This is a genomic window from Streptomyces xiamenensis, assembly GCF_000993785.3.
Taxonomy (GTDB): Bacteria; Actinomycetota; Actinomycetes; order Streptomycetales; family Streptomycetaceae; genus Streptomyces; species Streptomyces xiamenensis.
Map to the genome: position 1 here is coordinate 5,126,194 of NZ_CP009922.3, position 22,040 is coordinate 5,148,233.

Annotated in this window: 6 protein-coding genes; 5 read left to right on the top strand and 1 reads right to left on the bottom strand. The window is 73.2% G+C overall.

Annotated elements, in window-relative coordinates:
• The first annotated feature begins 15 nt into the window (after window positions 1-15).
• The 4 genes from SXIM_RS23615 (at window position 16) to SXIM_RS23630 (ending at window position 20,056) form a co-directional block, all read left to right on the top strand.
• A complete protein-coding gene (locus SXIM_RS23615) occupies window positions 16-10,263 on the top strand; it encodes a non-ribosomal peptide synthetase (RefSeq protein ID WP_246156928.1) in 10,248 nt (3,415 codons plus the stop codon).
• 24 nt (window positions 10,264-10,287) lie between these two features.
• Window positions 10,288-18,252 carry a non-ribosomal peptide synthetase gene (locus SXIM_RS23620; protein WP_046725075.1) on the top strand — a complete coding sequence of 2,655 codons (7,965 nt, stop codon included), beginning with the start codon at window positions 10,288-10,290 and terminating at the stop codon, window positions 18,250-18,252.
• 122 nt (window positions 18,253-18,374) lie between these two features.
• Complete coding sequence (locus tag SXIM_RS23625; protein WP_046725076.1) at window positions 18,375-19,250, top strand: ABC transporter ATP-binding protein; 876 nt, start codon at window positions 18,375-18,377, stop codon at window positions 19,248-19,250.
• A complete protein-coding gene (locus SXIM_RS23630; protein ID WP_046725077.1) occupies window positions 19,250-20,056 on the top strand; it encodes a hypothetical protein in 807 nt (268 codons plus the stop codon). The genes SXIM_RS23625 and SXIM_RS23630 overlap by 1 nt, the downstream gene beginning before the upstream one ends.
• A gap of 106 nt (window positions 20,057-20,162) precedes the next feature.
• Here SXIM_RS23630 and SXIM_RS23635 read toward each other — a convergent pair whose 3' ends face one another.
• A complete protein-coding gene (locus SXIM_RS23635; protein ID WP_046725078.1) occupies window positions 20,163-21,068 on the bottom strand; it encodes an NADP-dependent oxidoreductase in 906 nt (301 codons plus the stop codon).
• A 371-nt stretch (window positions 21,069-21,439) separates the two neighbouring features.
• Between SXIM_RS23635 and SXIM_RS23640 the strand changes: the two genes are divergently transcribed.
• The gene (locus SXIM_RS23640) at window positions 21,440-21,814 is read left to right on the top strand and encodes a hypothetical protein (RefSeq protein ID WP_148236158.1); all 375 of its coding nucleotides are present in this window, start codon (window positions 21,440-21,442) and stop codon (window positions 21,812-21,814) included.
• The last annotated feature ends 226 nt before the right edge of the window (window positions 21,815-22,040 follow it).

Here is a 22,040-nt window from a genome sequence, read left to right on the forward strand (position 1 = left end):
GGGAACAAAAGAAAGATGGCTGATCACCTCAGCGTCGCCGGGATGTCACATGTCTCGGGCGGCGAGATTCTCCATGCGCCGAATTGGACCCATGTCTTCGCGGCACTGCGGGACGCGGCCCACCGGGCGCCGGACACCACGATGCATTTCTACGACGCCGGGGGCGCGTACCGCAGTACGACCTACGCGGGTCTGCGCGACGAGGCACTGCGGCTGTCCCGGTGGCTGACCGGCGAGGCCGGTCTGCGGCCCGGTGACCATCTGGTCCTCCAGATACCCGACGGCCACGAATATCTGCCCCTGTTCTGGGCGGCGATGCACGCCGGCGTCGTCGCCGTGCCGATGAGCGTCCCCCCGGTCCTGCGGCGCGAGACCCTCGAAGGGGTCTCCCGGGTCCTGGAGACGCTCGGCACCGGCCGGATCCTGGTGGGCACGGCCATCGCCGAGGAGTACCCCCCGGTCCTGGAGCTCCTGGGACACGACCCCGGGTCGGTCCTGACCTTCCCCCCGGCCGCCGAACTGCCCGCCGCCCCCGACCCGGAGACCGAGCCGGCCACCGCGCCCGGGGACGCCGCGGTCATCTTCTTCACCTCCGGCAGCACCGGGACACCGAAGGGCGCCGTGCAGACACACCGCTCGATGCTCGCGCGGGAGGCCGCCGTCCTGCAGGACGACGGCCCGGTGACCGACGTCCAGCTCAACTGGATGCCGCTGGAGCACGCCGCGGGCATCCTCATGTCCCATCTGCGGGGCGTCTTCCGGCTGGCCGAACAGGTACAGGTCGCTCCCGGGCACATCCTGGCCGACCCGCTCACGCTGCTCGACCTCGTCGACCGGCACCGCGTCACCTACACCTGGGCGCCGCAGTTCGCCTACTCGCTCCTCAACAACCTGGTACGGGCCCGCGAACACGCCGACTGGGACCTGTCCTGCCTGCGCCAGGTCATCAACGCCGGTGAGATGGTGAACGCCCGGCTGACCGGCCTGCTGTGCGAGGCGCTGGCCGGCCACGGTCTGCGGCCCGAGGTCTTCGTGCCGGTCTGGGGCATGGCCGAGACCTGCTCCGGGGTGCTCTACAACCGGAACTTCCGCCCGCTCGCCGGCGCCGCGCCCGGTGCGGACGGCGAGGACGGCGCGCGCACCGCGCAGTTCGTCTCCCTGGGGCGCCCCATTCCCGGACTGGAGGTCGCCGTTCTCGACGCGGCCGGTGACATCCTCCCCGAGGGCGAGGTGGGCCACCTGGTGGTCAGGGGCGCGTGCGTGACCCCCGCGTACTTCCGCAACCCCGAGGTCAACCAGGAGGCGTTCACCGCCGAGGGGTGGTTCCGCACCGGCGACCTCGCCCGCATCCTGGACGGCGAGGTCACCATGACCGGCCGGGCCAAGCAGATCCTCGTCGTCAACGGCCTCAACGTGGACCTCTCCGAGGTCGAGGCGGCGATCGAGGAACTGCCCGGCGTGGAGACCAGCTTCACCGCCGCCTGGGCGCACACCGACCCCGCCTCCGGTGAGGACCGGGCGATCGTCTTCTTCGTGCCGCGCGACGAGCGCATGGAGGACCTGCCCGTCGAGGAGATCCGCGCCCAGGTGCTGCGCAGGATCGGCGTACGGCTGCACGCGGTCGTCCCCGTACGGCGCCGCGACATCCCCAAGACCAACCTCGGCAAGATCCAGCGCGCCAAGCTCGGAGCCCGGTTCCGGGACGGCGAGTTCGCCGACCGCGCCGTGGGCGAGTCCGGCGGCGGCCGGGCGCGCGCCGGTGAGACGCTGGCCTCCCTGGTCGGCCCCGGACGCTATCTGACGGCCTCCCCGCAGGAGGCGGAGGCGGCCCGCGCCGTACCTCCAGGACCCGCGCCCGCGCCCGTGCTGGGCGGGCTGGGCGGCGCATGGGACCGCGACGAGGCTCTCGAGGCCGCCGTCCGCGCTCTGCCCGGCGTGGTGGACGTACGGGTGTGGACCTCCGAGGTGCTGCTGCCCGGGACGCGCGGCGCGCTGGCCGCCGTGGAGACCCGGCTCGACCATCCCGACTACCGCGAGGCGGTCCGCGAACGCCTCGCCCGCCGGCTCAGGCGCTCCGGTGTGACCGTCCACGAGATGGCCTTCGGGAGCGGTCTGGCGGACCACCCGGACGGCGATCTGCTCACCGCGCTCACCACACCCGGCGCTCCGGGCCCGCTCGTCCCCGCGGTCCCCGCGCCGATCGGCGCCTACCGCGACATCCTGCTGCCGTCCGGCCCGCCCGAGCAGGCGGCCCCCGACGAGGCGAGCACGCTGCTCGTCCTCACCGATGACCCCACCGTGGTGGGGCGGTTCGCCGCCGACCCGGCGCGCGACGTGGTCTGGGCCCACACCCCGCAGGCACCCGGGGCGGACTCGGCCGTGGTGCCGCCCAGCGTCCTGGTGACCGAGGTCGACCCCCGCGACGAGGAGGCGTACCGCTCGCTCGCCTCGACGCTGCGCGCGGCCGGCGCCGACACCGTCGCCGTGGCGCACCTGTGGGCCATGGACACCGGCGGGGACGACGGGCACCGTGATGTGCTCGACGCGCAGGACCGGGGCGTCTTCAGCCTGCAGCACCTGTGGCGGCTGCTGCCCGAGGCCGGGGTCACCCTCACCCGTACCACCGTGGTCACCCGCGCCGCGCTGGGCCCGCTGGACGCCAACCCGGGGTACCGGGCCGCCGCGGTCTCCGCCTTCGTGCGCGGCGCGGTGGCCGAGGGGCACACCGCCGTGCACATCGACCTGTCCGGAACGGGCGGCGATGTGGTGGAGGTCGTCCGCCGCGAGGAGACCACGGCCGCCGACGGCACGTCGGTGGCGTACGTGGACGGTGTCCGCCACCTCCAGGGACTTGAGGCGCTGCCGCTGCCCGAGGGGCCCTCACCGCTGGCGCTGCGGGACGGCTTCGTCGTGGTGACCGGTGGTCTGGGCGGCATCGGCCGGCTGCTGACCGCGTTCCTGCTGCGGCACTTCGGCCGGGACGTCCTGGTGCTGGGGCGGCGCGACCCGGAGCGGGCGGAGCGGGAGATCGCCGAACTGCGGGCGCTCGCACGCGAGCACGGGGGCGCGTTCACCTACCGCCGGTGCGACCTGGGCGACGCGAGCGCGCTGCGGGCGGCGGTCGAAGGACACGCCGCCTCCTCGGGGCTGCCCCTTCAGGGCGTGTTCCACCTCGCCGGCGTGATTCACGAGGCCCTGATCGCCGAGCAGTCGGTCGCCGATCTGCGGGCGGTGTACGCACCGAAGGTGCGCGCCCTGCACCTGCTGGGCGAGCTGCTGCTGGAGCGCCACCCGGACGCCTTCCTGGTCGCCTTCGCCAGCGCCCGGAGCCTGGCCCCGGGCACCACCGTCTCCGGCTACGTCTCCGCCTCGGACTTCGCGGCCCACCACGCCGCCCACCTGCGTTCGCGCGGGCTGGCGGCCACCTCCGTGGCCTGGGGCGTGTGGGAGGAGACCGGCATGAGCCGCAACCTGCGCGTCAACCGGTCGCTGAGCCGCCGCGGCATCGGGACGATGGACCCGTTGCGGGCCCTGCTCGCGCTGTCCCGCGCCGTCGGCACCGACGCCTCCGGCGTCCATCTGGGGGTGGACGGGGCCCGGTTGCCGTCCTCGCTGCCCGTGCGGGAGGACCGACCCGACCTGGACGACGTGTGCGTGATCACCGACTTCGCCACCTTCGAGGAGGCGTTCGCCCCCCGCGCGGCGGAGATCGCCGCCGCACTGCGGCCGGACCACGGTGACCGGCCCCCGCGCTACGCGCTCCTCGACGAGGTACCGCTGGACCGCAACGGCGCCGTCGACCGCTCCGCCGTGCTCAGCCGGCTGGACGTGCTGCGCGGCGAGGTGACCGTCGAGGGCCCGCGCGGCCCCCTGGAGGAGCGCATCCGCGACATCTGCCGCGCGGTCTTCCGGGTGGACACCATCGGCGTCACCGAGAACCTCTTCGATGTCGGCGCCGACTCCATCGCCACCATCCAGCTGCTGGCGCGGCTGCGCGACGAGAACGTCGTCCAGGTCTCCCACCAGGCGTTCTACGCGGAGCCGACGATCCGGCACCTGGCGGAGCAGGCGGCGGCGGCCGGGGCGGAGCACACCGCGCCCGAGCGCGCCGGCGAGCCCGCACCGCCGCGCAGCGGGGCGGCCGGCGACAGCCCGCTGACCCCGCAGCAGCGCCGCCTGTGGTTCCTCTTCGAGGCCGACCCGCAGAGCCCGTACTACAACAACACCGTGTCCATCACGGTGACCGGCGAGGTCGCGGCGCCGCTGCTCAAGGTCGCGGTGATGCAGCTGATCGACCGGCACGAGGCGCTGCGGGTACGGTTCGGCGCCGGCGAGGACGGCGAGATCGTCCAGCGCCTCGTCCCGGTGGAGGAGCTGGGCCTGGAGCTCACCGAGCACGACCTGCGCGCGGTGCCGCGGGAGGAGCGCGCGGCACGGGTGGAGCGGATCATCGCGGATTCCGCCGCGATCCCCTTCGACCTGCCGGCGCAGCCGCCGGTGCGGGCCGCCGTCGTCCGGGAGAGCGAGGACCGGGCGACCATCGTGCTGACGATCCATCACATCGTCTCCGACGGCTGGTCGATGGGCGTCATCCTGTCCGACCTGGCCGCGATCCACGGCGACCTGCTGGCCCACGGCGTGGTGCGGCTGGACCCGATCCGCGGGCTCTACCCCCGGTACGTGACGGAGGTGACCGCGTACGAGGGGTCCCCGGCCCACCGCGAGCAGCTCGACTACTGGACGGAGCAGCTCGGGGACGTCACCGTCCCGGCGGAGCTGCCCGGCCGGGTGACCGGCGGCGAGCCGGCCGGCTCGGCGGGCGACCACATCACCGCGGTCGTGGACCCCGAGGTCCTGGCCGGCCTGCGCCGGCTGGCGCGCGAGCACGGCGTCTCGCTCTATGTGCTGCTGCTCGCCGCCTACGCGGTGCTGCACCAGCGGCTGACCCTGAGCGACCACGTCCGGCTCGGCACACTCGTCGCCAACCGGGGCCTCGGCGACACCGCCGGAATGGTCGGGTTCCTGGCCAACACACTGCCGCTGGACCTCCGGGTCGATGACACGGAGCCCTTCTCGGCGCTGCTGGACCAGGTCAAGCGCAAGGTGATCGGCCTCCACGACAACCAGGACGTGCAGTTCGACTCCCTGGTGCAGGTGCTGCAACCGGAGCGGGCACACAACAGGAACCCGCTCTTCCAGGTGCTGTTCGCGCTGCAGAACGCCCAGATCGAGCAGGTGACCACCCCCGAGGCGTCGTGGCGGCTGCGGATCTGGGAGAGCGAGACCGCCAAATTCGACCTGTCGGTCCAGGCGTTCGAGCGGGAAGGGCGTCTCGACCTGGTCTTCGAGTACCGCCGCGACCTGTTCGCCCGCCGCGACGTCGAGCGCTGGAGCGAGGCCTATCTGACGGTGCTCGGCGACCTTCCCGGCCTGCGGGACCCGCGGGTCGGCGGCATCGAGATCGCCGGCCCCGCCGAGCGGCGGCGCGTCCTGTCGATCAACGGCCCGCTCGACGGCCCGCTGCCCGCGTCCATCCCGTCCCGGCTGGCCGAGGTGGTACGGGAGCGGCCGGACGCGACGGCGCTGGTGATGGGCGCGGAGCGGTTCACCTTCGCGGAGCTGTGGGACCGCTCGGGCGCCTGCGCCGAGCGGCTGCGCGCCCGGGGCGTGCGGGCCGGCAGCCGGGTGGCGGTCATGGCCCGCCGCTCGCCGCACGTGATCATCGCCATGGTCGCCGCGCTGCGCCTGGGCGCCGCCTACGTACCGCTGCGGCCCTCGGACCCGGCGGAGCGCCGTGACCTGGTGCTGGCGGACTCCGAGGCGGTGCTCCTGCTCGACGAGGCGGAGCACCCGGACTCCGCCGTGCCGCAGCTGACGCTGGGCGGCTACGACGTGCCGCCGGGCGACGGCGCCGCCGCGCGGCCCGACCACACCGGCGACGCGGCCACCACGGCCGCCTACGTCATGTACACCTCCGGCAGCACCGGCCGTCCCAAGGGCGTGGTGGTCTCCGCCGAGAACATCCTGCGCCTGGTGCACGCACCCACCTTCGTCACCCTCGGGGAGCGGGACGTGGTGCTCCAGACGGGATCGCTCACCTTCGACGCCTCCACCCTGGAGGTGTGGGGAGCGCTGCTCAACGGGGCGCGACTGCACCTGGTGGACGAGCACGTGCTGCTGGACGCGACCACCCTGCGGGCCGCCGTCCGGGACACGGGCGCCACCGTGATGTGGGCGAGCGCCCCGCTGTTCAACCAGATCGTGGACGCCGACCCGGCCGCCTTCACCGGGCTGCGGCAACTGCTGGTCGGCGGCGACGTGCTGTCACCCCGGCACATCCGCGCCGTCCTCGACGCCGACCCCGGCGTGCGCGTCATCAACGGCTACGGCCCGACCGAGAACACCACCTTCTCCACCACGCACCCGATCCCGGCCGACCACCCCGATGACCGGCCCGTCCCCATCGGGCGCCCCATCGGCGGATCCTCGGCGTACGTGCTCAGTGGCGCCGGCCGGCTCCAGCCCGTCGGCGTCCCCGGCGAACTGTACGTGGGCGGCCGGGGAGTGGCGCTGGGCTATCTGAACCGCCCCGACCTCACCGCCGCCGCGTTCTCCCGGGACCCCTTCACCGCGAACGGGCGCATGTACCGCACCGGCGACCTGGTGCGGCTCAACGAGGACCTCGACATCGAGTTCATCGGACGGGTCGACCACCAGGTCAAGATCCGCGGCTTCCGGGTCGAACTGCCGGAGATCGAACGCGTCGCGCGCTCCCTGGCGTACGTGCGGGAGATCGTCGTCGAGGCGCGCAAGGGCGCGAGCGGCGGACTGCGGCTGGTCGGGTTCTGGTCCGGCGAGAGCGACCGGGACCTCCGCGCCGACCTGGAACGGCTGCTGCCCGACTACATGGTCCCCTCGGTCCTGGTGCCGCTGGAGCGGCTGCCGCTGGACCGCAACGGCAAGGTCGACCGCCGTGCGCTGGCCGGCGTCGAGATCGCTGCCGCCCGGCCCGAGGGCGCCACGGGCGACCGGCCGACCGTGGACGAACTGGGCCCCGAGGCCGCCGAACTGCGCCGGGTGTGGGCCGAACTCCTCGGAAGCGAGGCGTTCGGCGCCGACGACACCTTCTTCAGCCTCGGCGGCGACTCCATCCAGGTCATCCAGATGACCAACCGGCTGCGCGGCTCCGGCTACCACCTCTCCGCCAAGGACGTCTTCGAGAACCAGACGATCCGCAAGCTGGCCCGCGTCCTGCGCCCGGGCCGGACGGCGGCGGCCGTCGTCGAACGGCAGGACACCGCGCAACTGGCGCCGATGCACGCCTGGATCCTCGACGCCCTGGGCGAGGAGGAGTGGCTGGGCCACTGGAACCTCCCGCTGGTGCTGGACCTCGACGAGGACCACCCCCCGCAGCGCATCGCCGCGGCCCTGCGCGCGGTGGCCGCCCAGCATCGCGCGCTGCGCTCCCGGCTGCACCGGGTGGACGGCGTCTGGCACTACGAGGAGGACCTGCCCGCCGCCGAGATCCCCGTCCGGGCCTGGGCGGTGACCGACCTCGCGGAGATCACCGGCGAACTGACCGAACTCCAGCGGACACTGGACCCGGCGCGCGGGCGGATGCTCCAGGCGGCCAAGGTGACCACGGGGGAGGGGCACAAGCTCGTCCTGGCGGTGCACCACCTGGTCAGCGACGGCGTCTCGCTGCGCATCCTGGCCCGCGACCTGCGCACGGCCCTGCGGGAGGAGAGCGGCACGCTGCCCGCCACCACCGGCACGGCCACCTACTCCTCGTGGATCGCCGCCACCCACCTGCGGGCGGACTCGCCCACGCGACAGGACCAGGTGGCCTACTGGTCGGATGTCACCGACCGGGTCCGCAGCCCGTTCCCCCACGTGGTGCTCACCGAAGAGGCCACCGTGGACCGGGAGTTCCGTCTCCCGGAGCGGGCCACCGAGACGCTCTCGCGCATCGGGCGCGGCTTCCCCGGCGCCGAACTCCAGCACGCGCTGCTGGCGACGCTGGCCACCGCGTACGGCGAGGCGTTCGGCACGCGGGAACTGCCGGTGCTGCTGGAGGGCCACGGCCGGGCCGACGTCGTGGACGACCTCGACCTGTCCGGCACCGTCGGCTGGTTCACCAGCATCTATCCCACGGTGCTGCCCACCGGCCCCCGGCAGGACCCGATCGCCGCGGTCCTGGCCTGCCGCGCCCACCTGGACGGCATCCCGGCCGGTGGTCGCGACTACGGGGCCCTCGCCTTCCTCACCGGCGCGGTCCGCCACCCCGCCGCCGCGATCCCCGTCGCGTTCAACTACCTGGGCGTCATGCCGGCCGGAATGGTCCTGGCGGACGCCGCCTACGGCCTCTTCCGCGCCCCCGACTCGCGGCGCGAGTGCGCCATCGAGGTCAACATCTTCCGCTACGGCGACGAACTGAAGGTCTCCGCACGGGTGGACCGGCGCTTCGCGGACCGGCCAGAGGTGGCCCGGCTGCTGGCCGGCTACGAGCAGGGCCTGCTCGACCTCGCCCGGCTGCTGGAGGAGACCCCCACCGGGGCGCACTCCGGGCAGCCCGCCGGGGAGCAGGCCCTCGGCGACGCCGAGCGGGAACTGCTGCGCGAACGGTACGGCGACCGCGTCGAGCACGTGCTGCCGCTGACCACCACCCAGGAAGGGCTGCTCTACCACGAGCTGATGAACCCCGGCGGCAGCGACTACTTCGGACAGATCGTCACCACCCTCAGCGGCGACCTGCGGCGGGATCAGTTCGAGGCCGCGTGGCGCACGGTCGTCGCCGAGAACGAGATGCTGCGGACCGTCTACAGCTGGGAGAACCTGCCCCACCCCGTCCAGGTCGTCCTGCGCGACCCGGACATCGAGGTCACCCACCGCGACCTGACGGCCCACGAAGGCCCCGACGGGGTGGGTGCGGCGGTCGACCGGGCCCTGGCCGAGGACATCGCCCGCGGCTTCGACCTCGCGAACGGACCGCTGCTGCGCATCGCCCTGCTGCGGACCGGCCCCCAGGAGCACACGTTCGTGCTGAGCTTCCCCCATCTGTCCCTGGACGGCTGGAGCGTCTTCCGGATGCTCAGCCGGGCGATGGAGCTCTACGACGCCGACACCACCGAGGCCCTCCCCGCCCCGGCACCCGGCTTCCGGCACTTCGTCCAATGGCAGCACCGCGTGGACCTGAGCGCGGCACGCGCCTACTGGGCGGAGCACCTCAACGGCGCCAAGGCCTCGGCCCTGCCGCCGGAAGCCGCCCCGCAGGGCGGGGGAGAGGACCGCTTCAGCCAGCTGAACCTGGTCCTCGGCTCCGAGGAGACCGCCGCCGTCCGGGCGTTCGCCGCCGCCTCCAGCTGCACCCTGGGCACGGTGCTCCAGGCCGCGCTGGCACTGTCCCTGCGCATCGTCTCCGGGGCCGACGAGGTGATCTTCGGGACCACCGTCTCCGGACGCACCCCCGAGGTGCCGGACGTGGAACGCATCGTGGGCCTGCTCATCAACACCCTGCCGGTCCGGGTGGAGACCATCGGCGACGAGAAGGTCGGCGAACTGCTCCACCGGCTCCAGCGCGACGGCTTCGCCGCGATGGAACACGGTGACCTGGCCACCACCCACATCCTGGAGAGCGCCGGCGTCGGCGCCGGACGCTCCCTGTTCGACGTGCTCTTCATCCTGGAGAACTACCCGCTGGGCCCCGAGCACCTCAGCTCGCGGCGCCTGGGCATCGGGGAGTTCGCCAGCCACGAGCGCACCAACTACCGGCTCACCGTCGTCGCGGTACCCGGCGACGAACTCACCGTCCGGTTCTCCTCGACGACCGGAGCCGTCGACCCCGAGTGGGTCGCCGTGTTCGCCCGCGTCTTCCGCTCCTGCCTGTCGCAGATCGCGGAGGGACGGGCCACCGTGGCCGACATCGACGGCAGCGACCCCGGCGAGGTGGCCGAACTGCTGCGCCGCTCGGAGAACACGCCGACGGTGATCGCCGCACACGAGGACCAGCGGGAGTTCTTCGACCGCTTCACCGGCCCGGTCTACGTGCTGGACCCGCAGGGGCGCCCGTGCCCGGCCGGCGTCCGGGGCGAGATCTACGCCGGAGCCGACTCCCCGGCCGCGCTGCCGGCCGACGGGGAGTGGGCGCAGTGGATGGCCGAGGGCGTCATCGCACCCGGCTTCCCCTCACCCAGCCCGTTCCTCTACCCCACCGGAGACGGTGGCATGTGGGTGGACGGCACCACCATCAAGCTGGACGACTGATCACCAGGAATCGGGGGATTCACCATGACCACACGTCATGCCAAGAGAGCGTCCGAACTGATCCGCCACCGGGGGCGCCGCTACCCGGCCGCCACCGTGGAGGCCGCCGCCCTGCGCGCCGCGGACGTCGCCGAGTGCGCCGCCGTCCAGTGCCGCACGGCGGACGGCTCCCCGCGGGCCGTCGCCTTCGTGCGCACCACCTCCGGCCGTGCCGTCACGGCCGATGACCTGCCCGGCGTGCCGGTGGACGAGGTCATCACCGTCACGAGCCTGCCACTGGACCGGCACGGGCGGGTCGACTACCCGCTGCTGCGCGAGGCCGCCGTCCTGGACCGCGAGCCGCTGCGCGAACGCGAGGCCGGCTGGCGGGAGGCGTACGGGCTGCGCGAGAGCGTCCTGCTCCACCGCGAGGTCTACGACCACGGCTCCCCGGTGACCCCGGCCGCCCCGGTGGCCGGCGACGGCGCCCCGGGCGGCAGGGCCCCGCGGACGAGCCCGCGCCCGGCCGTCCCCGCCTACGTCCAGGGCCCGCCCCTGCTGGAGGTACCCGGCGACGCCAGGACCCTGCCCGCCACGCTGCACCGCGCGGCGCGCGCCGGCGAGGACACCGGCTGCCACTTCGTGGACGCCGCGGGGGACACCGTCTTCGTCTCCTACGCCCGCCTGCTGGCGCGGGCCGAGCGGGTCGCCGCCCGGCTCCAGTCGGGCGGGGTGGCCGCCGGTGACCTCGTGCTGCTGCTGGCCGGCAGCCAGGAGGAGTTCACCGTCGCCCTGTGGGGGACGCTGCTGTGCGGCGCGACCGCCGTACCGGTGACCCCCTCCGCCGACTACCGGGAGCGGCGCACCGAGGCCGAGGCCCTGCGCCGGATCTGGACCACCGCGCACCGGCCCCGGGTGCTGGCCACCGCGGGCCTGCTCCCGGAGGCGGAGCGGCTGCTGGAGGGCGCCACGCTGCTGTCCCTGGCCGAGGCCGAGGCGTACGACGGGTCGCCCCGGCCGGTCGACATCGAGCCCGCGTCGCCCGCGCTGATCCTGTTCACCTCGGGAAGCACCGGCACCCCCAAGGGGGTGGTGCAGTCGCACGCGAACCTCCTGAACAAGCAGCGGGCCGCGGTGCAGCACAGCGGCTACGCGGCCGATGACGTCTTCCTCAACTGGCTCGCGATCGAGCACGTGGTGGGGCTGGTCCACGCGCATCTGCTGCCCGTCTACCTGGGCGCCGCCCAGGTGCACGCCGCGACCGCGTACGTGCTGGGCGAGCCCACCCGGTGGGCCGAACTGGCGAGCGCCTACCGGGCCACGAACACCTGGGGCCCCAACTCCATGCTCGCGCTGCTCGCCGACGCGGTGGCGGACGCCGGCGAGCGGCGGTGGGACCTGTCGGCCGTGCGCCGCTGGATCAACGCCGGCGAGCAGGTGCACTACGGCACCTGCCAGCGCCTGCTGACGCTGCTGGAACCCCACGGTCTGCCGGCGGGCGCCATCAAGCCCGAGTGGGGCATGTCGGAGACCTGCAACATGGTGATCGTCTCCGACACCCTGGAGCGGGGCCGGACCACCGGCGTGCAGGACGTGCGCCGCATCCACCCGGACGGCGCCCTGGACTTCGCCGACCGCCCCGGCGGAACCGCCGGCCGGTTCGTCGAGTGCGGACGGGTGTACCCCGGCGTGGAGGCCCGGGTGGTCGACGAGGACGGCGCCCTCGTGCCGGAGGGCCGCATCGGCACCTTCCAGGTCCGAGGCGCCACCCGGCTGCTGGAGTACTTCAACAACCCGGAGGCCAACGCGCGGTTCTTCCGCGAGGACGGCTGGTTCGACACCGGCGACCTGGCGTTCGTCCGCGACCGGAAGATCACCTTCACCGGACGCGGCGCCGACCGGATCATCGTCAACGGCCTCAACTACCAGAACGTCGACCTGGAGGCGCTGGTCGAAACGGTTCCCGGGGTGGTCCCCACCTTCGCCGCGGCCTGCTCGGTGCGCGACGCGGATGACGTGACCGACCACCTGGCCGTCTTCTACGTTCCCCAGGACACCGGCCCCGCCGGCGTCACCACGCAGATCAAGGAGATCCAGTCCGTCCTGCGGCGCGAGTTCGGCCTGTCGGCGCGCTACGTCGTGCCGCTGCGCACCGAGCGGATCCCCAAGACGAGCATCGGCAAGATCCAGCGCGGCAAGCTCGTCTCCCGGCTCGCGGCCGGGGAGTACGACGAGGAGCTGCGGGCGACCGCCCAGCTGCGCGGCGCCCGGCAGCGCGTGATCCCGCCGTGGTTCTTCACCGAGACCACGCACCCGCGCGTCCTGCCGGCCCCCGCGGGGCGGCCGGTGGACCTGAGCCTGGCCGGCGGCTCCCCGGCCGACCGGGAAGCGGTCGGCCGCACCCTGGCAGCGGCACTGACCGTGGTCTCGGGCCCGGCCGCGGAACACCCCACCGAGACCCTCGACGCCGTGGTCGACCTGACGCTGACCCGGGACGGCTGGGACGCCTCGGACGTGCTGCGGCTGATCACCGCCACCGCCGAGCGGCAGGCCGCCGAACCGGCGGGCCGGGCACGGAAGATCCTGCTGGTGAGCGTCGGTGACCGGGGCCGCGACGCCGCCGCCCGCGCCCACCTCGGCGCCCTCCAGGGCTATGTGCGCAGCGTGCACGGCGACGCCCACGACCCGGCGGTCATCTGGTGCGATCTCGACACCCTCGATGAGGCGAACGCGGCGGCGCTGGCCGCCGAACTGACCGCCCCCTCGGGCGCGGCGGTGGTCGCCCACCGCGCCGGCGTCCGCTCCGAGCGCGTCCTGGCCCCCGCGCCCGCCGTCGCCCCCGGCACGCCCGGGGCCGCCGCACCGGTCCTCACGGCCGGCGGCACGTACCTGGTCAGCGGCGGACTGGGCGGGGTGGGCCGCGAGGTGAGCCGCTTCCTCGCCGACCGCCACCAGGCCCGGCTCATTCTGGTGGGCAGCACCCCCCTGGACCGTCTCGACGCCGAACGCCGCCGGGAGCTGAACGCGTTGGCGGCCCGGACCGAGGTGCGTTACCTCGCCGTGGACCTGGCCGCGCCCGACGCCGCCGCGCGGCTGCGGGAGGCCGCCGGACCCGGGGCCGTCGACGGGGCGTTCCACCTCGCCGGTCTCGGCACCTTCGGCGCCCAGACGCTGGAGGGCCTCGACGGGCAGCGGACGGTCGACGCCGAACGCCTGGCCCGGTACACGGCGGTGAAGGTGGGCGGCCTGTTCGCGCTGGCGGAGGTGGCGGGACCGGCCGCCCCGCTGATCGCCTTCAGCTCCGTCAACGCCTACTTCGGCGGCGTCGGGCACACCGAGTACTCCGCCTCCAACAGCGCGCTCAACGAGGCGGTGCGCGTCCTGCGCGCCCAGGGCCACCGTGCGGCGGTCTCGCTCGGCTGGAGCGCGTGGACGGGCCTTGGCATGTCGAAGGGCAACACCGTGCCGATCGAACGGCGCGGCTTCCTGTCCCTGGACCCCGACCTGGCCCTGGAGTCCCTGCTGCTCGCGCTCGGCCACGACCGCGCGGTCACCTATGTCGGCCTGGACGGCGCGCATACCGATGTCGCCGCGCAGGTACGGCACAAGCCCGGCTGGCGGCTGGTCCCCACCTACTACTACGCGGCGGACGGCGAGATACCCGCCGCCGAGATCGCCGCCCTCGCGGCCGGGGCCGAGAGCGCGCTGGTGCCGCAGATCCCCAGGCGGCGCGACGGGCAGGTGGACACCGTCCGGCTGCTCCAGTCGGCCGGCACCCGCGCCACCGGCGACCGCCCCGCGACGGAGACGGAACGCCGGCTCGCGGCCGTGTGGGAACGCATCCTGGGCACCGAGGACCTGGCACGGGACGACGACTTCTTCTCCCTCGGCGGGCACTCGCTGATGGCGGCCCGGCTCGGGAACGACATCCGCGCCGAGTTCGGCGTCACCCTCGCCCTGCACGAGGTGTTCGAGGACCCGACCCTGTCGGCCATCGCCCGGGTGATCGACGAGAAGTCGGCACGCCCCGCACCGGACCCCGGCTCCGCCACCGCGCCCGGCACGGAGCCCGGGGACGGACCGTCGGCCGCCCAGCGCCGGATCTTCTTCGCGGAGAACGTCGAACCCGGCCTGGCCCTGTACAACATCGTGGCGGCCTGGGAGCTGACCGGCGGCATCGACGCCGGCCTGCTGGAGAAGGCCCTGGCCTTCGTCACCCGCCGGCACGAGGCGCTGCGGACGGTCTTCGACACGGTCGGCGGCACTCCCGTCACCCGCGTCGTGGAGCGGCCCGAGGTCACGCTGCACCTGTCCCCGCTCGCGGAACTGGACGAGGAGGAGGCGCGGGCCCGGCTGTCGCAGGTCCTCGACGGGGAACTGCGGCACAAGTACGACCTCGCCGCCGCCCCACTGGCCCGCTGCACCCTCGCCCAACTGCCGCGCGAACGGTCGGTGCTGATCGTCTCGCACCACCATCTGGCCTCCGACGGCTGGTCGCTCGGCGTCTTCATGCGCGACCTCGTCCTGGTGTACAACGCGCTGGCGACGCAGGACATGCCGGACCTGCCGGCCGTCCCGGCGGACGTCCCGGCGGCGGTGCGCCGCCAGGACGCGGCCGGCGCCGCCTCCGACAGCTCCGCGCACCACTGGCGCCGGCTGCTGGAACGGGACATCGCCCCGCTGGAACTGCCCCTGGACCACCCCCGGCCGCAGATGCAGTCCTACGCGGGGGACACCCTCTTCCTCCGTCTCGATCCGCAGGAGGTGCGGCGGATCACCGCCGCGGCGGCCGGCGTCGGCGTCTCCACGGCGGTCTGGCTGGCCACCGCCTTCGGTGTGCTGCTGTCCCGGCTCACCGGGCGGCAGGACTTCCTCCTCGGCATGCCCGCGATGCGCCGCGACGACCCGGGACTGGCCGAGGCCGTCGGCATGTTCGTCAACACCCTCCCGTACCCGATGTCGGTGCCCGCCGACCGGACGGTGCACGAGCAGTGCGCGGCGGTCCGGCAGGGGATGACGGAACTGCTGCGGCACCAGGACTACCCGTTCGACCACATGGTGGCGGACTTCGCCCCCGAACGGGACACCTCCCGCCCGCCGCTGGCCCAGACCATGTTCAACTACGTCCCCACGGAGGACTTCCCGCAGTTCGCCGGCACCACCAGGTCCCCGCTGGAACTGCGGCACCGCATCGCCCGCTTCGAGCTGTCGCTGCACGCCTACGAGCGGGAGGACGGGCTGGTCCTCGCCTTCGAGTACGCCACCGCGCTCTTCCGCGAGGAGACCGTACTCGGCTGGCAGCGGGCGTTCCGCACCCTGCTGGAGGCCATGGCCGAGGACCCGCGGCGGACGGTCTCCCGGCTGACCGCCGTCCCCGCCGGGGAACGGGAAGCCGCCCTGCGGCTGGGCCGCAACACCCGCGAGACACCCGAACAGGGCTCGGTGGCCGCCGCGTTCGCCTCCACGGCGCGCGCCTTCGCCGGCCGCACCGCACTGGTCCACGGCGAACAGCGCCTCACCTACCGCGAGCTGGACGCCCACAGCGCCGGCGTCGCGGCGCACCTCGCCGCGCACGGCGTGGCGGCCGGCGACCGGGTGGCGCTCGACGCGGCCAAGCGGGTCGAGACGGTCGTGGGGATGCTCGGCATCCTGCGCCTGGGCGCCTCCTACGTACCGGTCGACCCTGACCAGCCGGCGTCGGTGACCTCGGCCGTCCTGCGGGCCGGCGGGATCCGCGGCCACCTCACCACCACCGGCTGGGTCGCCGTCGACGCGGCGGGCGAGCCCGCAGGGGAGGTACGGGAGATCCCGTTCCGCTCCACCACGGACACCGCCCCGGACCGCGACATCCCCGGGTCCTGCGAGGCCTACGTGATGTTCACCTCCGGCACCACCGGGGTGCCCAAGGGCGTCGCCATCGCCAACTCCAGCATCGTGGGCCTGGTCCGCGATCCGGACTGGATCACCTTCGACGAGGGAACACGGGTCCTGCAGACCGGGTCGCTGTCCTTCGACGCGGCCACCCTGGAGGTGTGGGCGCCGCTGCTCAACGGCGGCACCCTGGTCCTGACGGACAAGGAGAACATCCTCGATGTCACCCGGCTCCGCGCGGAGATCGAGCGCTCGCGTCCCACCCTCATGTGGGTGAGCGCCCCGCTGTTCCACCAGCTGACCGATGCCGACGCCGCGCTGTTCGCCGGGGTGGCGGATCTGCTGGTGGGCGGGGACGTGGTCTCACCCGAGCACGTCAACCGGGTGCTGGAGCGGTGCCCCGGAACACGGATCACCAACGGCTACGGGCCCACGGAGAACACCACGTTCACCACCACGCACACCATGACCGCTCCCGTGCACGGTGCCGTGCCGATCGGCCGGCCCATCCGGGGCCGTACCGCCCTCGTCGTCGACGACCACGGCGAGGTGGTGCCGTTCGGCGTCCAGGGCGAGCTGTACGTCGGCGGCGAAGGACTGGCCCTGGGCTATGTCGGCAACGCCGGGGAGACCGCGCGGCGGTTCACCGAGATCCCGGCCCTTCCGGGGGAACGCCTGTACCGCACCGGCGACTTCGCGACGCTCGACGCCGACGGCGTGGTCCACTACCGGGGCCGCCGCGACGGGCAGGTCAAGGTCCGCGGCCACCGGGTGGAACTGGACGCGGTACGGGCCGCGCTGTGCTCCCTGCCGGGGGTCCGCGACGCGTTCGTCCTCAGCGTCGCCGAAGCCGGCGGCGCGCTCACCGCGCACGTCGCCGCCGACGGGACCGACCCCGCCGAACTGCGCACCAGGGTGCGCGGACTGCTCCCCCCGTACGCGGTGCCCTCCGTGATCCAGGTCTACGAGGCGCTGCCGCTCAAGAGCAGCGGCAAGGTGGACGTGTCACTGCTGCGCACCGCCGCCGACGCCCCGGTGGCCGATCCGGCGGCTGCCTCCACCGAGCCCCTCCCGCCGCGCGCGGAGCGCCTGCTGGCCGCGTACGCGTCGGTGCTGAACCTCCCGCGGGTCGGCCCGGACGACTCCTTCTTCGAACTGGGCGGCGACTCGCTGCTCACCATCAAGCTGGTGGCGCTGCTCCGGGAGGAAGACGTCCTGGTCGACCCCAAGCAGGTGTTCCTCTACCCGGACGTGCGCACCCTCGCCGCGGCCCTGGAGGACCACGAGCAGCAGGTCACCGCCCGTGGCGGCCGGCCGGCCGCCAAGCTGGTGCGGCTGCGGCCCACCCCGGGGGACGGGCCGGACATCGTCTTCGCCCCGCCGGCCGGCGGAACGGTGCTCGGCTACATCGAACTCGCCCGCCACCTGCGGGGGTTCGGGGCGATCCACGGGGTGGAGGCACCCGGTCTCGCGGCCGGCGAGTCCCTGGTCCTGCCGAGCTTCGAGGAAGCGGTCGACTTCTGCTTCGAGGCGGCGGAGGACGTGCTCGGCGACGGCGGATACGTCGGGGGCCACTCGCTGGGCGGCCACATCGCCTTCCACCTGGCCGCGACGCTCATCGACAAGGGCGTGAAGCCCAAGGGGCTGATCATCCTCGACACCCCGCCGAACCTGGGGGACATCCCGGTCGCGGACGCCGACCTGACGGAGGAGGAGACCCGCGTCTTCATCCTCGCGATGGGCATCGGCGGCATGCTCGACCAGGACCGCGACCTCCTGCGGAAGCTTCCCTACGAGGAGGCCAAGCGGGTCCTGCTCGACCGGGCACGCAAGGACCCCCGGGTCGCGGCGTTCCTGAGCGCGGAGTACCTGGACCGGTTCCTGCGGCTGCAGATGCACCAGTTGATGTACTCGCGCGACGTGGCCCTGCCGGACCGGAAGCTGGACATCCCGGTCTTCGTCTTCCGCACCGGACAGCACGCGAGCGACGTCGCGGGCCTGTTCTCCGACTGGTCCCGGTACACCACCCGGGAGGTCACCTTCGTCGACATCCCCGGCGACCACGCCTCGATGCTGCGCTCGCCGCACGTCACCGAGGTCGCCAGGCTCCTCGACGAACACTGCGGCGCCCCACGGTGACGCGCCGGGCCGGCGAGCCGCACACCGCGCTCGCCGGCCCGGACCGGCCCGGCGAGGGCAGCCGTACACCGTCCGGGTGCCCTCGCCGGCAGCCGGACACGACAGCAGGGAAAGGAGACACGATGATCAAGGTCGAAGGGCTGACCAAGCGCTTCACACCCTTCCAGGGCGTGTTCGAGGTCAACCTTGAGGTGGGACGGGGGGAGGTGCTGGGATTCATCGGCCCGAACGGAGCCGGCAAGTCCACCACCATCCGCCATCTGATGGGGTACCTCCAACAGGACGCCGGGCACGCCGAGATCGACGGCCACGACTGCTGGCACGAGCCGGTGGCCGCCAAGGCACGCCTGGGCTACCTCCCGGGTGAGATCGGCTTCCCCCAGGGCGTCTCAGCCCGGACCTTTCTGCGCATGCAGGGGGAGTTGCGCGGGCACACGGACACCCGGCGGCGGGACGAACTCGTCGACCGGCTCCGGCTGCGTCTGGACACGCCGATCGGCAAGATGTCCAAGGGCATGAAGCAGAAGCTCGCCATCATCGCGACCTTCATGACCGACCCCGAGGTGGTCATCCTCGACGAACCCGCCAGCGGTCTCGACCCGCTCATGCAGGACGAGCTGATCGCGCTGCTCGTCGAGGCGAAGCGGGCGGGCACCACGATCCTGCTCTCCTCCCACATCTTCGAGGAGGTGGAGGCGGTCGCGGACCGCATCAGCATCATCCGGGACGGGCGCATCGTCTCGACCCAGACGATGGAATCGGTCCGCACCGCCCTGCGGACCGCTCTGAAGGTGACGTTCACGGAGAAGGTGAGCGCCGCGTCCTTCGCGGGCTTCGCGGTGGAACAGGCGGGCCCGCGCACCCTGGTCTTCCAGCCCCGCGGCGACACCGGGGAGATCGTCAGAGCCCTGGCGCCGCACCCCGTTGCCGACGTGGAGACCGAACGCCAGTCCTTCCGCGACTACTTCCGTGAGGCGTACCGAGGAGAGGTGGCGTGATGAACCGGACCGTTCTGAGGTATTCGTTCCTCACCAACGCGCCGCTGCTGGCCGCCGCCGCGGTGGTGATCGGCTCGATGGTGCTGTCACTGGCGTGGCTCTTCCCGCTGCTGTCCGCCGACGCCACCTACACGGAGATGCTGGACACGATCCCCGAGCAGCTGCGGCAGGCGCTGGGGGTATCGGGGGACCAGACGCAGTATTTCGGGTTCCTGACGGCCAACTACTACAACTCGCTGCACCTTTACTTCATGATGGCGCTCGTCCTGCTGCTGGGGCACCGGCTGGCGTCCAAGCCGATCGACGACACCTCCTTGAACTATTTCCTCAACGGCGCCCTGCCCAGGGCCTCCTACCTGATCGCGCGTCTGGTGTTCTTCCTGCTCGCCTCGGTGGGGATCGCCGTGGTCTCGCTGGTCTCCATGGTGCTGGGCCAGTTGGTGTTCGACTGGGGCTCGCCCATCGAATGGCAGGGCATGGTCGTGCTCAACGTCAATCTGCTGGTGCTGTTCCTCTTCCTGGGCTCGGTCGTCTTCCTGATCCGGATGCTGACGAACACCGGTGTCGAGGCGCTCGCGGGCTCCACCGGGCTGGTCATATTCCAGTACTTCCTGAGCATGGTGGAGCCGCTGAGCCCGAACCTGTCCTTCCTGCGGTACTTCACGGTCTTCTCCCTGTTCGACGTGGACCGTCACGTCGGCAACACCGGGGTCTTCGCGGCCGTGGTGCTGGGTCTGACCGCCGCCTCCGTGGCGGTCTCGGCCGTCTCGGTCCAGCTGTTCCGGCGCAAGGACCTGTTCCTCTGAGCCACCGGCGGCCCCGGCTCACCCGAGCCGGGGCCGTCACCGGTGACGCCCGGCAGGCGGTGGGCCGCCGGGAGCGCCGAGGCCCTCGCGGAGGGGAGCGGCTGGCTCAGAGGCGGATCACGATCTTCCCCCGGGTGTGTCCGAGCTCGGCGTACGCGTGCGCTTCCGCGATCCGGTCGAGGGAATAGCTCCGTTCGACGCGCGGTGTGTAGTGGCCTTCCCGGCCGAGTTCGCCCGCTTCGGCGAGGAGCGAGGAGTCGTTCTCCGCGTTGACCACACGCACACCCAGGCGCTCCGCGTTCGCGTGGTCGGCGACCGTCGACACGCGAGCCGGGTCGCCCACGATCGCGACGAGATCGGCAAGGGACCCGGAGGCCGCGGTATCGAGGGCGGCATCGACACCGCCGGGAGCCAAGGCGGCGAGGCGTTCGTCGAGGCCGGTGCCGTAGGTGGTCGCGACGGCTCCCAAAGAGGTCAGGAACGCGTGGTTGCGCTCGCCGGCCGTCCCGATCACGGTGGCGCCCCGGGCCACGGCGATCTCGACGGCGGCGCTGCCCACACCTCCGGCAGCGCCCTCGATGAGCAGGGTGCGCCCTCGCAGTCCGCCGAGCGCGTTCAGTCCGCCGAGCGCGGTCACGGACGCCAGCCCGGCACCGGCGGCCTCCTCGTCGGTCCACGTGGTGGGGGCGTGGGCCCAGGCCGAGAGCACGGCAAGCTGCGCCGTCGCACCGGTGACGCCGCCCAGCCCGAAGACGCGGTCGCCGACGCTCACTCCTCGCACCCCCGCACCGATCTCGTCGACCACACCGACGGCGTCCCGCCCGGGAATCGCGGGCAGGTCCAGGGGAAGCAGCTCGCGCGCCGCGCCGGAGCGCACCTTCCAGTCGATCGGATTGACACTGGCCGCCGTGACGCGGACGCGGATTTCGCCGGGCCCTGGCTGGGGGTCCGGCACGTGCTCGACCACGAGGTTCTCCACGCCGCCGTACTCGTGATAGCGGACTGCGCGCATGACATCCTGCCTCTCCGCGCGGCCGGGACCGGCCGTTTCGCAAGGTCAAGGGGGGTGAGACGGTCGGTGGGCGCCGACGCCGGTCACCCTAGAACCTGACGTCGGCGTCAGGGGCAAGCCCGCCGTGTCCGCGCGGAGCCGGGCCGGCGTGCGGTGGTGGGGCACCGCCGTACCGCTCGCCGGCCGTCTCACCGTGCCGAGAGGGCCGCAGATCACGGCGGTGACGCCGCGGGGGAACTCCCACACGGTTTGTACACCTCGTGTTCAGGTGGGCTTCAGAACCGGTGCATATCCTGTCCAGGCACATTCCGGAGGACTCGGGAAGTCCTGCTGCCGGCGGCAGCGGAACCGGATCGAAAAGACGGGCGGCCATGAAGGCGAACGCGCGCGGAGCACGCACGCTGTGCGGGGGCGTGGCCGCGCTCTTCATGTTCGCCGTCTTCCTGTTCGGCGGGATGAGCTCGACGCTTCAGCCGGGCGAGTCCGCGACATCCTTCCCGGCCGGCTCCTCTCCCCGGCACGGCGACCTGGACCTGCTCCAGTCGCAGAGCACCGACAAGGACGGCGCGGCACACCGCAGGCACCGCGAGACGAGCGACGACAACGCCGCTTCGATCGAGGACCAGGGCGCCGCCGAGCCCACGGGCGCGTCCTTCCACGCCACTTTCCCGGCGCAAGCCCGGCCGGCGCCTTCTTCCGCGACCGAGCGGCCGTCCCTCGCCGGAACCCGGGTCATGCGCTGCTGAACCCGCCCGGCCGCAGGAGGGGCCCCCGGGATTCCGGGTGGCTCCGTCCCGCTCTCCCGCCCCGCCCGCCGCGTCGTGGACCGTGACGGGAACCGGGGCCGCCCCGGGTATCACTTCACGAAATCCCGTGCCATGTTCGGAGCTTCGCGGGGCCACCCGCAGCAGTCCACACCACTCCACTCCCCACAACGGCAGCGGCGGTCCGTCCGTCACGCTGCCGCCATCG

What these genes read in the sequence shown, in the direction of transcription:
- SXIM_RS23615 (WP_246156928.1), top strand. Translation starts at nt 16, where the DNA reads ATGGCTGATCACCTCAGCGTCGCCGGGATGTCACATGTCTCGGGCGGC.
- SXIM_RS23620 (WP_046725075.1), top strand. Translation starts at nt 10,288, where the DNA reads ATGACCACACGTCATGCCAAGAGAGCGTCCGAACTGATCCGCCACCGG.
- SXIM_RS23625 (WP_046725076.1), top strand. Translation starts at nt 18,375, where the DNA reads ATGATCAAGGTCGAAGGGCTGACCAAGCGCTTCACACCCTTCCAGGGC.
- SXIM_RS23630 (WP_046725077.1), top strand. Translation starts at nt 19,250, where the DNA reads ATGAACCGGACCGTTCTGAGGTATTCGTTCCTCACCAACGCGCCGCTG.
- SXIM_RS23635 (WP_046725078.1), bottom strand. Translation starts at nt 21,068, where the DNA reads ATGCGCGCAGTCCGCTATCACGAGTACGGCGGCGTGGAGAACCTCGTG.
- SXIM_RS23640 (WP_148236158.1), top strand. Translation starts at nt 21,440, where the DNA reads ATGAAGGCGAACGCGCGCGGAGCACGCACGCTGTGCGGGGGCGTGGCC.